Source organism: Pseudoalteromonas sp. Angola-7, from assembly GCF_028599255.1.
Lineage (GTDB): Bacteria > Pseudomonadota > Gammaproteobacteria > Enterobacterales > Alteromonadaceae > Pseudoalteromonas > Pseudoalteromonas atlantica.
This window is the reverse complement of record NZ_JAQREL010000008.1, coordinates 111,612-126,505: the sequence shown is the minus strand read 5'-3', so window position 1 is coordinate 126,505 and position 14,894 is coordinate 111,612. Positions and strand designations below refer to the sequence as shown.

Annotated in this window: 18 protein-coding genes; 5 read left to right on the top strand and 13 right to left on the bottom strand. The window is 36.4% G+C overall.

The genetic code is table 11. The features are described from left to right. The first annotated feature begins 20 nt into the window (after window positions 1–20). Both PSH50_RS12615 and PSH50_RS12610 read left to right on the top strand, forming a co-directional pair. On the top strand, window positions 21–215 hold the full coding sequence (locus PSH50_RS12615) for a hypothetical protein (protein WP_273587641.1): 195 nt from the start codon (window positions 21–23) through the stop codon (window positions 213–215). A 93-nt stretch (window positions 216–308) separates the two neighbouring features. Continuing rightward, on the top strand, window positions 309–716 hold the full coding sequence (locus tag PSH50_RS12610; RefSeq protein WP_273587640.1) for a hypothetical protein: 408 nt from the start codon (window positions 309–311) through the stop codon (window positions 714–716). Here PSH50_RS12610 and PSH50_RS12605 read toward each other — a convergent pair. After that, a complete protein-coding gene (locus tag PSH50_RS12605; protein ID WP_273587639.1) occupies window positions 708–1,166 on the bottom strand; it encodes a hypothetical protein in 459 nt (152 codons plus the stop codon). The genes PSH50_RS12610 and PSH50_RS12605 overlap by 9 nt on opposite strands. 23 nt (window positions 1,167–1,189) lie before the next feature. After that, window positions 1,190–4,531 carry a hypothetical protein gene (locus PSH50_RS12600; protein ID WP_273587638.1) on the bottom strand — a complete coding sequence of 1,114 codons (3,342 nt, stop codon included), beginning with the start codon at window positions 4,529–4,531 and terminating at the stop codon, window positions 1,190–1,192. A gap of 255 nt (window positions 4,532–4,786) precedes the next feature. Between PSH50_RS12600 and PSH50_RS12595 the strand changes: the two genes are divergently transcribed. Further along, complete coding sequence (locus PSH50_RS12595) at window positions 4,787–5,974, top strand: DGQHR domain-containing protein (RefSeq protein ID WP_273587637.1); 1,188 nt, start codon at window positions 4,787–4,789, stop codon at window positions 5,972–5,974. An 8-nt stretch (window positions 5,975–5,982) separates the two neighbouring features. Further along, the gene (locus PSH50_RS12590) at window positions 5,983–6,282 is read left to right on the top strand and encodes a hypothetical protein (protein WP_273587636.1); all 300 of its coding nucleotides are present in this window, start codon (window positions 5,983–5,985) and stop codon (window positions 6,280–6,282) included. A 604-nt stretch (window positions 6,283–6,886) separates the two neighbouring features. Here PSH50_RS12590 and PSH50_RS12585 read toward each other — a convergent pair. The 4 genes from PSH50_RS12585 to PSH50_RS12570 form a co-directional block, all read right to left on the bottom strand. Next, complete coding sequence (locus tag PSH50_RS12585) at window positions 6,887–7,111, bottom strand: hypothetical protein (RefSeq protein WP_273587635.1); 225 nt, start codon at window positions 7,109–7,111, stop codon at window positions 6,887–6,889. A gap of 23 nt (window positions 7,112–7,134) precedes the next feature. Continuing rightward, the gene (locus PSH50_RS12580; protein ID WP_273587634.1) at window positions 7,135–7,476 is read right to left on the bottom strand and encodes a hypothetical protein; all 342 of its coding nucleotides are present in this window, start codon (window positions 7,474–7,476) and stop codon (window positions 7,135–7,137) included. Between the two features lie 73 nt (window positions 7,477–7,549). Then, a complete protein-coding gene (locus tag PSH50_RS12575; protein ID WP_273587633.1) occupies window positions 7,550–7,780 on the bottom strand; it encodes a hypothetical protein in 231 nt (76 codons plus the stop codon). Window positions 7,781–7,820: 40 nt separating this feature from the next. Beyond that, window positions 7,821–8,087 (bottom strand): helix-turn-helix domain-containing protein, encoded by a 267-nt coding sequence (locus tag PSH50_RS12570; protein WP_273587632.1) that lies wholly within the window; start codon window positions 8,085–8,087, stop codon window positions 7,821–7,823. Window positions 8,088–8,363: 276 nt separating this feature from the next. On the opposite strand from PSH50_RS12570, the gene PSH50_RS12565 reads away from it, so the two are divergent. Then, window positions 8,364–8,525 carry a hypothetical protein gene (locus PSH50_RS12565; RefSeq protein ID WP_273587631.1) on the top strand — a complete coding sequence of 54 codons (162 nt, stop codon included), beginning with the start codon at window positions 8,364–8,366 and terminating at the stop codon, window positions 8,523–8,525. Window positions 8,526–8,843: 318 nt separating this feature from the next. Here the strand turns inward: PSH50_RS12565 and PSH50_RS12560 are convergent, their stop codons facing one another. From PSH50_RS12560 to PSH50_RS12530, 7 genes are all read right to left on the bottom strand, one after another. Continuing rightward, on the bottom strand, window positions 8,844–9,653 hold the full coding sequence (locus tag PSH50_RS12560; RefSeq protein WP_273587630.1) for an inositol monophosphatase family protein: 810 nt from the start codon (window positions 9,651–9,653) through the stop codon (window positions 8,844–8,846). Then, window positions 9,646–10,476 (bottom strand): hypothetical protein, encoded by an 831-nt coding sequence (locus tag PSH50_RS12555; protein ID WP_273587629.1) that lies wholly within the window; start codon window positions 10,474–10,476, stop codon window positions 9,646–9,648. The genes PSH50_RS12560 and PSH50_RS12555 overlap by 8 nt, the downstream gene beginning before the upstream one ends. 14 nt (window positions 10,477–10,490) lie before the next feature. After that, window positions 10,491–11,057, bottom strand: coding sequence for an NUDIX hydrolase (locus PSH50_RS12550; RefSeq protein WP_273587628.1), 567 nt, complete (start codon window positions 11,055–11,057; stop codon window positions 10,491–10,493). A 25-nt stretch (window positions 11,058–11,082) separates the two neighbouring features. Next, entirely contained in the window at window positions 11,083–12,303 is a 1,221-nt protein-coding gene (locus PSH50_RS12545; protein WP_273587627.1) for an aminotransferase class III-fold pyridoxal phosphate-dependent enzyme, read from the bottom strand. Window positions 12,304–12,316: 13 nt separating this feature from the next. Then, window positions 12,317–13,351 (bottom strand): TauD/TfdA family dioxygenase, encoded by a 1,035-nt coding sequence (locus PSH50_RS12540; protein WP_273609705.1) that lies wholly within the window; start codon window positions 13,349–13,351, stop codon window positions 12,317–12,319. Window positions 13,352–13,563: 212 nt separating this feature from the next. After that, the gene (locus PSH50_RS12535; protein WP_273587625.1) at window positions 13,564–14,460 is read right to left on the bottom strand and encodes a LysR family transcriptional regulator; all 897 of its coding nucleotides are present in this window, start codon (window positions 14,458–14,460) and stop codon (window positions 13,564–13,566) included. Window positions 14,461–14,700: 240 nt separating this feature from the next. After that, on the bottom strand, window positions 14,701–14,871 hold the full coding sequence (locus PSH50_RS12530) for a hypothetical protein (protein ID WP_273587624.1): 171 nt from the start codon (window positions 14,869–14,871) through the stop codon (window positions 14,701–14,703). Window positions 14,872–14,894 lie beyond the last annotated feature (23 nt).

Below are 14,894 nucleotides of genomic sequence, written 5' to 3'. Positions count from 1 at the left end.
CTTCAATGATATACAGCAAATTGAACTACTCAAAAAAACATTCATCGCCTGATGCACCCTTTCAAAGTGGTGAGATTTGTGTTTTAACCAACACAGGCAAACGCTTTCTTCTCACCCAAGGTGCTGAGTCAATTAAAATGAAAGAAATCGCACTTTCAATTGCGCAGTACGTCGATACCTCCTTAATGATTGATAAAACAATTAATCTTGTTTGAGTTTGCCTATTCGCAATATAGTTAAACCAAGTCAGTAGCCTAAATATACGATTTTTATACCATTCATAAAATTGATAATTTAGGTGTTTACTCATGTTAAAGGGCTTCAAGGGGAGAACGTATAATCTTGGTGATAAAGTAAGAGTTTACCGAAACTTAAATAAGGGTGGATGGTCTATACTTGCCATGTCCGGCGAAAATAAAGGTCGAGTCGTCGCGCATGTAGATCACGTTACATTGAACACTGTAGACTTTGTAATAAGTAAAGCAGGTTTAGCAAGAGCGCAAGCTTCTAAGGTCAGAAATGTTCACTCATACGCTCAAGGCATATTAAATAGCATAGAACCAATATCGTCTGACTTTTTAACTAATGAAATAACCTATAACCCTTTTAAAAAGGGGTACTTTTATCCTGTTTCTAATGCTGAACAGCAACTAATGGCAGCAGACAGGTTATTTTTTTCGGAAAATAAAGCGTACATGGGTATGTACTCAATCTAAGTCCTTATAACCGGCATTTTTCAAAGTATTCGGGCACATTAATTTCAACAAATCCATGCTGGCTTCACACTTATCAACCTCTTTACCTTTGAATTGATCTATGATGGTCACTGCCGCTCCACTCACGCCCTTAATATTAACTAACTTAAAAGCTTCTACCGCTGTATCATGCATTTGATTGTGCTGTTTCATAGTGCAAATTCGTATTGCTACTTTTTCGATTAAGTCATCTATTTGAGTGCCGGTTACCTGTATTTGTGGTTCATCCACTAAGACCGTTTGCTGATATTCGTATTTGCAATCGCGAGCTTTGATATTTCGTAAAATTTTTGAATATTCAGGTCCATTACTATTTAGCGCGTTATCAGCTCTGATGCCTAATTCATAAGCCCCCCATAAAGTGCATACCATGCAAATTATGGTCACCGCTGTTATAAAAATTTTCGTCATTTTTATCCTTTCTTTGTATATACTTAATTTTTTACCATATTATTTAAGACTGTCAATTTATCAGAAAGAGTCATCTTGCTTCCCATTTTTTTCAGCGAAGTGTGGCCTATTCGACGTAATTGGGTTTTTAATTCCACCAGCTCACTTTTTACCTGCTTTATATCAGCCACAGCATTCGCTTTATATTCATTGAAATATTTAATACCCGGCTTCCATGAGCCCAGTAAGTCATCAACTAAACTGCCGGGAGGCGCGTATTTTTGAATTGCGCATTTGAAGTCCGTTACTTCGCTTGTATTTTCCAGCATTGAAATTAGTTCACTCCATTGGCCAAGCGCGTCTTCTATTTCAAACGAAAGTTCACGTAGCGAGTCAGCCACTTTCTTACTTAATTTAATGTAACTTCTGGGGCAGCCTTTTAAGCTTATTAATTGCTGCTGGGTCATTATTAGGCATAAAACATCATCAATAGAACTTACATTGCCAAACGTCAAGGCTAGCCAGATAGAGCTTGTATTAGCTCTATCTAGTGCGGGTACATTGCTGGTATTAAATTTAAGCTTAAAATATTCCATGTTTTTAACATGTACAGCGACTTTAATTGACTCTATAGCATACTTAAACAGCACCGTAAGGTTGCTGGTGGCGCTATCTTCAATACTTTGCGTAAATCCACGAGTAACAGCTTTTCGTTGCGCATTGCGATGCTTACGTACAATTTGAAGCATATTTGCTTTATCTTGTCTGTGCTGAGTCATTGATATAGCTTTTGGGTGGTTTGCTACTTCCGATAATTTCATTGACTGAAACTGAAACAATCCCATTTCATTAAAGATCTGTGTGCGTTTTAAAATAAACTTTAGCTGCTCGAAATAACCTTTATCGACTGAAATAACACCTCGCTCTAAAAGTAATTCTGCTGGGCGTGTTCCCTTATAACGTCTAACGTGATGCGGTCTATATTTTCTTAAGTGCCTTTTTTTAATTGTTTCAATAATATCGTTATCGTGTAGCTGAAGTGCTTCCTCTATGCCGCCTAATTCAATCCAATTTGTTAGCGCTGCATCATCTATCTGCAAGTTTTCTATGTCGCCTGCGAAGTGAGTTTTATCGTGCGCGCCGATAAACTTTTGAGTATGAGTTTCATAGTTTGGCAGTAATAATGTTTTATTCTGTGCATGGGCATTATGTAAACGACTGTTGAGTTGATTGCTATAGAAGCGGAGTCTCGTGTTACCACGTACAAACTTTCCTTTTTTTACTTTAGTTGTTCTGCGTGTAAAGTTTTTCGCGGGTTCAGCGGCTTTTGATTTAGCAGAATAACCACAAAACAACGACTGTGACTGTAAATATGGAACTGAACTACTTACTTTAACTGGTTGAGAGAATACTTTATTCATAATGCCTTCGATTACAGTGGCATCATCATTTTCAGTGCATACAGCGTCAAAACGACTGTAAAAATTTGATTCAATTTCACGGTAGAACCCATTCGTTAAGAGTTTGTTTTTGGCTAGGCCATTTAATACTTTTCCATCCAGCTTTATGTACGCTATCTCAGGCGTTTTATAATCAAGGATGCACTCATTGTTAATCTTTGAAATTGAATAGTTGTACCTAACGCTCGCTTCAATATTCGCATATGTATCCGCTTGGCGTGAAACACTGCAATTAAAGTCTTCTTCAAATACGTCTGTGTGGTCTACAGGACGGGTCCAAAAGTCCATTAGGTTGAATGGATTTAATGCCAGATGCCCAAGGTTTTCATTTGCTGTTAGTGGAAACATAACGGCTTCAGGTAGCGGTGCATTACCTGTCAGCTTGATTTTCCCGTGAATGGCCTCGTATTCACTGTTTAGTTTTGGGTAAGGTATACGGCCTTCACCGCGTTCAATTTGCTTCCAGATAGCTAAAGGGCGAAACCTAGCGCCACCTACGCCGTCGATAGACCAGCGAAAAGATAACAAGATGGCATGTTTTAGACCAAATAACGTATTTAGCGTCGCAGGGTTTTGCACTGACTCTTTGTACATTTCAAGAAACGCTCGTTTGACTTTCGGCGTCATAAACTGATCATCGTGTATGTCTTTATAGCCTGGGTGCTCAAGTTCACGTCCTTGGTCACACAGTTTTTTAAATTCCTTAGCGTGATTGATAGAGTCGATTGTTAATTGACTGGCAAAACGAACCATTTTTTCTAGCACTTGAGGCTTAGCGGTGTTGGGTTGAAGTGCAGCCCTCATAACGAGTGGGTCGTGTGAGCGAGCATGAAAGGCCCTATAAGAAACATCGATACTTATACGGTACAGCCAATCCCTTACTCTTAGGGTGTTTTCACTACCTAATACTTCCCATCTAGGGAGCTTAGATAACGATATAGAAGTTTCGTCCTTGTCACCACAAATTGTACAAAAAGTGCATCCGAAGCGAGATTTACCATTGCATGCGGTGTTTGTCGTTTGCCCAATTGAAATGTCACATGTCTCTTTTGAGCCAGCACCATTGCCATAAAGCTCAATCAACAAGCCAAAGTCATCTAGGAAAGCTGGAATATATGGGGCTGACATACCTTTAATGCGTTTAAGCGGTTTATTTCCTGCTATGCGTAGTAAGTCAAAAACTTCATCGGTAGTGATGTGCTTGATAGGGGCAAAACTTTGCATCTTATAAGTGCCTACTTTAACCTCATCAACATCGGCAATTAACTCATTGATATTGCGAGATAAGTTAGATTTATTTATGTTTTTCGTCCTACGATTACCCTCTCCAAAACGTGACCCCACATAACTTATTACATTGTAATTCGCGTATTTTGAGCCACCAGTTTTGAAACCATGCAGTGTTTTTTTCACGTAGTTTTCGCTTGGATTGAGTTTTAACTGAATCGTACAATCACCCGCGCGTGTGCTGTTACTAACGAATTTTTGAGCACCGGCATACTTAACAAAAAACTCATCTTGAAGCGTTGGTGTAACAATCTCATGGCTAATATTTATGCCCGCGTCTTTTCCGTATTTTAATAGTCGTTTTCGACAGTAAGCGACAAACATATTCATCGCGAAAATTTCGCCAAGCGTATTAACTGTGCTTACGAGCAATGGGCGCTCTTTTTCTATTTTATTCTCAGCAATTGATTGCCTATAAGCTTCTATAACCATTAGTAATGTTACAGTTGAATCTTTTCCCATTGAGCTTTTAATTACAGCAATAGATTTAGTCGTTTCGATTAGCTCGCGTACTTCTTTAACCCCAGCATTAAACAAGTCCAGAACGTGTTTAAGGCGTTCATTTTCTTGAGTATTTACCGATGTAATATCAGTTACGTCTATTGTATTTGCAGGATTAAAGATGTTTACAGCGCCCATTGGTCTTACTCATATCGTTTACAATGAGGTCATCTTAAATGTTTCTTTAATTCTCGCTACCGTTCAGAATTTCGTTCTGTGTTTCTGTAATTTAAGTAGGTAATACCATATGAAGTGTGCAGCCTACCCACCACCATACCAGATGTAGTGCGCTGTGTATTTTTCGTCTATTTGGTTATCTTACAATCCTAGTTGGTAGCGCCATTTTTAGAATTTGGCACTATAGCCGCAATTGCAGAAACAACTGGATATGAAATGAACGCAATAACTACTGATTTAAGCGATATAAACTCACAGCTAGCTATTACCTCACCAAGCGGCACTAATTTAGCGCTGGCCATGTTTAAGTCTAACGAAGGTATTACGAGCCAAGATGTTAATACGTATGAGGGTGTAATGACATTTAAAGAGCTTTCAAACTCGTTCGGTATTGAGCCCAATAGTGATTTAGTTGATGAGAAGTATAAGCGCCAGCGTGACGTTGATACACGCAGAATAAATGGGTTTAAAAGTTATTGGGAAACGAGTAAAGCAACGGTGTTCCCTAATATTACAATTTTTGTGAATGAAATTGACGTAATTGAAGAAGTGTATTACGGTGGCAAAACGCTTGTTAGCGCCACTTTAAAGTCGGAAAGTTCACGCCTAATATCAGATGGCCAAGGTAGAACCACATTTATAAAATGGCTATTAGCTCAAGAGAAAGCGACTGAGTTTGAAAGTCACACGATTGCTTATAAGCTGATAGTAACTAACACGGCAACACTCACTTGCGAAAAATCTAACAAGCTTATCAAGCAGCTATTTGCAGATTACCACAGCAATATGGTCAAACCTTCACAATCAATTTCTAAGTATTTCGATAGCAGCACACCTTTCAGTCGATTGATGAATGCATTGCTTGAAATACAACTAGACGATAGCAACCAGCTAAAAGATGTTATTTCATTAAACGGTAGAATTAAAAGAGGCCAAGTGTGGAATTTCGTACAGTTAAATAGCCTGGTTCAAAAGTTTTTAAAACTAACGCCAGCTTCAGCCAATAAACAATTAGTCGATGAGCAAATTTATACGAGCACTTTGGCGTTATGCAGTAACTTCTTGAAGCAAATATTTTCTCAAATTCCATTTACTGAATTAGATACAGATAACTACTTAGTAGTGCATGAAAAAGTGATGTATACAAAGGCCGTGTTTGCTAATGCACTTGGCTTTGTCGGTCGCTCATTACTTGATGAGATGCTAATTGATTATGAAAGAACGTGGGATGAACTATCGCTTAAGCTTATTTTGAAAGACAAATTAGATAAGTTTTGGATTTCTAACAAAGTCACCCACAGCGATGAGGGGAAAATAACTATTATAAAAGGCACAGAGCGTAGAATTGGCGCGTTACTATGTAGGGAATTGCGTATTTACCCATGTACTGAGTTGTTAGCTTAGGAGAGGCCATGAAGATTGATTTTGAAGCGCGCCGATGCCCCAACGCGCAAATTTACTTAAATATGATTTTAGAAGGCTTTATAAATTCAGAGATAAAAGCCGTTACACTTATTACAATTGAACCTTCATTGCTGAGAAGCCTTAAAGAACGTATTGCTCACTATGAGATGTCAATTTCAATCAATGATATTGAAGAGTGTGTTATTAGCGATGAACATATTGAAGCATGGCAAAATGATTACGACGAAGATGATTTTGGCGATGTTGATCAAATAAGCTTTATTAAAATAGAGAAACATAACACATAGCAAAAAAGGCTTTTGGTTTATTACAACCAAAAGCCTTTACCTTTAGGAAGCGTGTAATATTGGATTAAAGTCGCTGGCGCTTTACAAACTCATAGTTAATTTAATTGTTTTTAGAATGCGTAGAATTGAGCAATCGTTACATTTTACTATTGGCATCACTAAAATATACATTTTTATACCTGTTTTTTGTGTTGCCGTGGCATAACTTTAAGGGTTTAAATTAAAAACAAATTTTGAAGTGTGCGCGCAGTCTGTGCAATTTAGACTGAAAGCATCTTTTCTTTTGCTCACTTTCGTATTGACGCTCTCGCTGGTGGGTTATGAGGTGTGAAATGCCCTTTTTCGGACTAAGCGATTTAACTGACCAAGGCAAAACGCGCTGCCTAATCTACAGAAGCTTCTGCAAAATCAGGAGTACCGGCATCCCTAGCAAACCACAAGCAATACCCAACATAATAAAGAAATTACAGATTACATCTGTTAGTGTTGGGGCCGGATAGAGCTCTTTTAAGACACTTTGAATTTCCGAGTTATTGCCTAACAAGCTTGAAGCAACTTTATTTTTATGATTTATTTCCATAGACTAATCATAAACTTATTATAATTATTCAAACTCATTCAAATCTGGTCGATGCTTTTTAAAGGCTTGTATTGCATTGCGGGCCTCTTCAGAAGATTCAAAGAATGCCAGCGGCACATACTGGTTTGCTTTTTTTCTTTTGAAAGAGTTGATATTTGAGTCAAGCATTCTTTCTACACTTTCATAATTAAAGCATTGCTGCTGCTCACTCCAAACAACTACCCACTTACTTAATAAATCTTCCATCATTTTTATAATTCCAATTTAATTTATTATTCCGAACTTTCCGAATCAACGCTATTAAAAAGAGTGCTATTCACTATTCCCCCTATAGCAGCAGTAAATATTAAGTCACTGGCCTTTGTTTCTGAAGCTCGATTAATTATTTGTGTAGGCCTATCTGCACTGTTAACATTCTTCGCATCTTTAATAAAATAAGGCTCAGAACTCTTCACTGCGGCCACTACTTTAAAGTTTTCACCCAACCTGCTTTTCAACTCATCATTTTCTCGCTCTAGAAATTCCAAATCTGATTTTAAAGATATGCATTCCCTCTCTTTAAGTGATAGTTGTCGTTCAAGCTTTGCAATTAAATTTTTATTAAAAATATCCAAAGTTCACCTACTCCTAAAGGCTGTGCATTAAATGAGAAATAAGCACAAAGTTTATCAATCAATCGATTTTTAACTACCGACTTTTATACGTCTTTGCAGTGGCAAAAAACAACCAGATAAGAGATAAACCAATGCATATTTCTGCCAAGGAAAGTATTCTTTCAGTGGCAAAAGCAGGTGTAGTGACAGCTGTAGCATAAAATCCAAATGTACATACTGTGCTTATAATTGGTTTAATCACTTCAGGAATAATCGATTTAAAGGCAGACTGTGATCCCTCTTTGACATTATCATCATTTATCATGTGTTTACTCCACTTGAAATTACGTTATATTTTTATCCACCTAAGAATTTAGCACGTCAATAACGTGCTGTAAATTGATTTGAACCCAAGTTTTATTTATTAAGCCCCAATCAATCACTTTAAACGTGCCACCATCATTTTCAAGCACAACTGAAATCTCCGTTATAGCAGTTAACGTGTCTTGAACCGTTCGACGCGGCATACCAGTGACTTCAATAATAGTGGGTACTGTATTTATCCCTGTACTTATGAGCCAAGTCACATAAGCTCGCCTGTATAAACTGGTTTTTGTTTTACTATGTTTCATTTATTAACTCATTAAATTTTAAGCGCTTATTTTAGAAGGCATCACCTAAAAATAAATAATGTGGATAATAGCACAACAATAATGGCATGCGTTGAGTGATATTTGAAGCTACGCAATATAAGCGTATGGGGTCATAACTATTTGTCGGGTAGCCCTAATTGAATTAGCTGCTACAGTTCATTAAAATTCATAGTGAATTATAACCTTTCTGTAGACGCCTACAGTTATCTACAGAAAGTACGTCTTTAAAATAAGCGTTAACTTAATAGGTATATTATGATAAAAGAGCCACCTTTAGTTTTAGTTAAAACATGGTATGAACTGCTTTCAAACGCAGAAAATGAATCAAGTAAGCAGCGTGCTGAAAAGATGCTACTAGGGGCGTTTGGAACACCTCAAGCAATTCAAGTTTACCTTAAAAAATATAATATTCTTTAATTTTTAATTTTTATATTTAATGCAGTATTTATTTTAATAATCTTGTGGTGGCGAAGTGCAGCTTAACTAAAGTGCTTTGATATATAGCCTAATGTTAGCACTCCGCTATCGGGATCAACGTGAACAATATAAAATCTTTATAAATACCTACACGGTGTACTGGGAGACATTTTAGAACTGCGTAACCAAAATTAGAGTACTCTGCTCCATATCAACTTTTATTGCAGTCATCTGTGTACTCCAGTGATTATTAATACTTTTAGGGATTAAAATATTTATAATATTTGATTACCAGCGGGTTTATTATGTTTAAGCTATTTAACGAGCCAAGGGTTTTATTTTTTTGACAATCTCCAGAGCTAGCTCTTCTGAAGATGCAGATAATAAAGTTTCGCTGAATAGCAGGTTATTCGTACAACCTTGTAAATTCATTACCACTGAACCAGACTCTCTTAGACAAATGATTAGTGCTGCACTATCCCAAGGCTTCATTATTGTATCTATCGCCGCATCAACTTGCCCTTGAATTACTTGTACATGCTGTATGCAATCCCCTGTAAATTTGAATAACTTTGCATCTCTAAATATTCTTTGCAATTCCCATGGGGTAGAGCCATTTTCTAGCCAAGTTGAGGTCCCATGTATCCCAGACGCTGAAATAGTTGCATCTTTAATATGGTTAACTAAAGAGGACTTTGTAGGTACTTTTACACTTTTATTATATTCTTCAATAAAGCACCCACCTCCTTCGAATGCATAACAGACCTTGTTAATACCTGGTAAGCTAATACAACCTATAACCGGCTCACCATTTTTAATAAGGCTTATAAGCGAACCATAAACGGGTATACCCATTTTGTACCAAGCAGTACCATCAATTGGATCGATCAGCCAATAAGTTTCCTCTGACTCAACCCCTTCAGAGCCAAGTTCTTCACCATAAACTGGCGTGTTAGGGTCAATTGATTTTAAATTTAGGCTTATAAACTTTTCAACACTAATATCAACTTCACTTACGTATGAACTATCATTTTTAAGAGAGAACTTAGCATTATTTTTAGATGCTTCAATCATTTTAGATGCATCTTTTGCTATTTTAAGAACTTTAAACATTAGGTCTTCATACATGATTTTTAGCCTTTGTGCTGAATAAATATAAATTATATAAAGTTAATATTAATATTAATGCTGAGTACGATATATATGTATGTCCTTCGATGCTTTGATTATATAAAACTATACCTATTGATATCCCAAGAACAGGTGAGAGTAATTGGTATATTGAAAGTATGTCAAAGCTTACCTCCTTGGTAGAACTTACAAACAATAATAAAGGAAGCAGAGTAAGTATCCCTAAAATTGATAGGTATAACATTTCTATTAACTCCCAATCTGAAATAAGCGCAAAATCAACAGTTGGAAGTATAATTATTCCAATAGGGAGCATTAAGCTTGTTTCATAGAATAATGCTTTTATAGGCTCTAAGTTATACTTAGAGTGCCACAGTATGTAGGCCGCAAATGGTGCTGCTATAGCAAACCCTATAATCGGGAAAACGCCTTTGAGATAGCACTCGAATGCAATAATTGCCAAGCATAATAGTATGCAAATAATTGAACTTCTATGAACTACTCGACTCAACATATGCCCAACAGTAATGAGAAGTACTGGTAATATTAAGTATGCAAAACTTGCTTCGATAACATAGCCAGATTTAACTGCTACCGCATACCCTCCCCAATTAATTGCCAATAAACATGCCGGTACAATGCTGCGTTTTAGATCTAAAAACGAAAATACATTTCTTTTGCTTATTAATAAGAATAATAAGACAACTAAAAAGGTAGAAATCATTTGAACAGACAGTAAAATTAAGGGTGGGTACCTGCCAATAAAATAAAAGTATATCGGCAAAGACCCCCAAATCACGTTAGCAATAATTGCTTTCAAGTGACCTTTGAACATCAGTAGGCGCACTCAATGCAACAAGTTTTATCTACCATTCTGTGTATAGCTTCGTCGTCAGTTAAAGCTTTTACTTCCGTTAAGGGAACCCACTTTAAATTTTTTGATTCTTGACTGATTGTTACTTTGGCATCTTCAGGAGCTACGATATAGCAGGTCACATCAAAGTGTGGATGACTTTTAATACCTTTGTATTCTGGAATTTCATGTATATCTAAATCAATTATGAAAGAGCCATCCAGAGTCAAACCTACGATACCGCTTTCCTCTATGGCCTCACGCAAACAAGCATTTAAAAAACTACTATCTTGTTCTTCTATATGGCCACCTAACTGAAACCACTTACCTAATTTAGCATGCTCGGTTAGTAAAACAGATTTCCCGTCATGAGATACCACCCAAGCAGATGCTGTAAAATGGCCAGCTGTATTAGTTAGATATATTGGGTTTTCGTTAGATCTTAAAAAATTCAGCATTTTCTGCTTATACTGAATTTCTACCGAACTTTCAGTGGAATAATTTAAAAGTATTTCTTCAAGGTCATTTTTAACAGTTAATGAGTTCATCGTGTTAATCCAATAAATATTTTAATTAAAGGGTACTTTTCCAGCTTGATAACGCTGAGTGCAATTTACTTTCTAATAATTCAAAATCAATTGATTCATGAGCCAAGCAAATGAATGAATTATGCCCCTGCAAAACAAATACACCATTGGCTATGAACTCCTTTTTTAAGATTTCTCTTGACGTGTAATTATTTATCATCGAGTCTGAAAATTTAAGGTCAAATAAAGTATTGTCTAATAGTGGAACAGCTTTTAAGAATTCATTTGTCCCTGAGAGTTGAATTGCTTTGTTGAAAGTATCAACTACCTTTTGGCAAGCATCTTTAATTCTTGCATAGCCGTTCCGCTCTTGCATGATGTTCGCAACTATAATCCCTGCACTTGCCGAAAGGGTTTCCTTTGTATGAGTACCACCAATTCTTGCTTCACGGTAAATTTGCAATTGTTCTGGTTGGCCCATTAGGATTGATAAAGGAAGACCGTTTCCTATCGCTTTACCTAAAACAATATAGTCAGCTGCAAACTTTGATGTATCAATATAGCCACCAGCACTCCCTCTACCTGCGGTTTTCGTTTCATCTATTATAATTTTAATCCCATATTTTGAAGTAAGTTTAATGGCCTTACTAAATGTTTCTAAGGGTATAAATGCTAACTGGTAGACATCAATAGCAAATGCGGCAGTTTGTGAACCGTGTATACTTAAAAGCGATTCTAGGTAATCCAAGTCACCATCTAACCAATTAAATACTTGCTCTGAATCATCAATACCGCGCATCCCAGTTTTGAACCGAGTTTGTATACGCTTGTCACTACCAGGCCATTCATGCCAACTAGGAGTCTTTGCAAGTTGAGTGTCATGCCATCCCAAGAAACCACACCGGATTATTTTCTTCCGTCCAGTTTCGATCATAGCGCAACGTATAGCTGCAGTTACCGCCTCTGAACTTGTTTTAAAAATTGAGACAACTTTATGAGACTTGTACACATCTTCATATACGCTTGCTAACTGTGTATGTACTTCTGAAAAGCCTGGATAAGAAAGCCCTTTGTTCAACTCTGATGTAATTTTTGAGATAAATTCTGGGTCTGAGTGACCCAATATTACTGGTCCCAAACCTAAAACAAAGTCCGTATATTCTTTGTTATTTTGGTCAAATATAGAGCTTTCTGAACCGTGACTAAATAATATAGGTTCATTTTTAGCATCAAAGTATCTATCACTTCCAACTAAAGGGGATAACATATTTAATTTCCTTTTATAAAGTAGCTACATGTTGTAAATGTTCTTTTTTAGGTAGTTTTTTCCAGCCATCATGACTAAACCCATACATTCTTATTAACCAACGATCATTACCATCGTAAAATGAGTCATTTTTCAAATCGTCTCTGCCGTGTAATAATGTTCGGTTGTTTAGTATCAACACTTGCCCAGGCTCAACAACGAGCCTATCTACATTATTTGCATCATCTAGATATTCTTTTAAGCGTTTCAATGCATTTTTAGCTCGTATAGTGTCACCTCTGAGTTTTGAATAACTGAATCGAATGCTCATACGATCACCGAATTGGGAAATTACACTAACTCCCTCTAAGTTATGTTCAACATCGAAACTTGATTGGCTAGTTGTGCTAAATTCTGGCCTCATTAAATCTCTTACTATAGAAAATGGTAAGCTTTTCAAAATGCCTTCTAAGTACCAAACTCGTGTCGCACACTTAGCTGGGTTTCTAATGCTAGCTAATCCAAAAACATTGGGAGCTATACAATACCCTGCATTGTTCGAGAATATTTCTTCAGGCCATAAGCCATTTACAATCTCGGTATGAGGCATCAACTGCTTAGTCGAACGGCTTTTATATACTTCATTATTTAGGGCTGGCATAACCATATGAGCTAAACGACCTTTCATTTCGCCTTTATAGCTTGCCACTTTGTGACCTGTTGATGAAATTAGCCCCATGAGGATTGCTGCAGGGATTTTCCACAACTCATTTTCCGGAGGTGTATCATTTATTGGAGTTAATGGCATAAAAGAGGTATCAAAGCAGTTCTTGAATAAAATCCAATCGTAACGCTCATCTTCTTCAAAATTTTCTATTAAAGAAAGGTCTATTTTTTTATCAATAATTTCATTTCTAATAACTTGTTTAACTAACTCACTAATTACATAAGGCTGAGTTTCTTGATCGTATAAACTCAGCTGTTTTTCTAATTTTTGTTGTAACAAGCTGCAAGATTTAAAATCTATCTCAAGCCCTCTACCGTTAGCATTTTCTTGAATTGGAAACACTATTAAACCTCCTTTTAAACCATACCCGCTAAAAAAATATAGCAACTAAACTCACTGCAATTTCTATATATTACACAGGTAATTGTGCATAATCTTGCACAACAGATGTTAGGAAAGTAGCGAATGGAGTACAGTTTAAACCGGCTGGATTAATGGATTTAGAAAAGAGACCAGAGTAAAAATGTTTGAAAATTATAGGATGCCATCGATATTTATGGTTTTAATAAAGGGGCTAAATCTACTAATGTATCTAAAAAGTTCCTAACCCTAGGTGGTGTATTTTCTCTTTGTAGGAATAAAGCTTGTAGCTTAACTTTATGGGTCCAATTTGTTAGGCAGGGGGTTAATCTACCCTCAGCAATCAAATCAGAGCAAGTAAAATCTAAGAGGGTAGTAATTCCCGAGCCGTCTAGTGCAAATGACATGAGCATTTCATCGCTATCGCATATGTGAGAGGCACCTATGTCTACCAAAAACACATGCCCATTTTCAATAAAGCTCCATTTACTTCCGGTTTTACAGTGGCGATAATTTACACAAGGTAAATCTCTTAGCTGGTTAGGATGAACAGGATAATCGTATTTATCCCAGAATGATTTACTAGCTACAACGTAGGTGTCAAAAGATGTTATAGTGCGACAAATGTAGCTGCTATCTTGTAATTCTCCAAGATGAAGTGCTACATCAACTTTCTCATTTACAAGGTCACAAACATTATTGTCTACTAATATTTTTAAAATAACGCCTGGATACTTTTCTTTAAACTTCCTGAGTAGAGTATGAAAGTTCTTATTATCAAGTACTGTGGGAATTTTAATGCACAGGCCACCAGCATCATTGTTTGAAAAATTAGATAAGAGTTCATTACTTGACTGAAGTAAATAGTTTAGTTCCCTACATTTATCTAATAATTGCTCCCCTTCTTCGCTAAGCGAAAAGCTTCTTGTTGTTCTATTAATTAATCTTATCGAATAGATTGATTCAAGCTCGTAGATATGATTAGTTAAAGTACTCCGTGATTGTCTTAAAATACGGGAGGCTCTACTAAAGCTACCAAGGTTTGCGACGTGGTAAAATGATTGCATTAAGAGGCTAAGTTTTGGGTTCATTTCAGAATTATTTACGCACATGTTATTATTATCTTTTATGAAAATGTTCCTAACTTAGCATAGATTATAAGCTTGTTATCATACTTTATTACGTTTAACTTTCGCTCAGAAGCCACTTCCCAGATGCCTTTATAAAAATCAGCTATAAGATTAAAATATTAAACTAATTGCTTTTATAAATAATGCTATTAGTAAAATCTTTATCCTATTTATGTCTTTTTCGACATCTCAATATCTAAATCATGAAACGTCTTTACCTAAAACTTCTACGTGAAACGCTAGAGCTTCACCTGACTCAGCTCTATAGTATTTAAAAAACTCTCGTAGTGCAATTTCAAGCTTTTCAGCTTCAACACTAGGCTCACCTTCACTGTGGATTACATAATCTGCTTTTACATTTAACCCGATCATTAACTTACTTCCATCTATTGTTT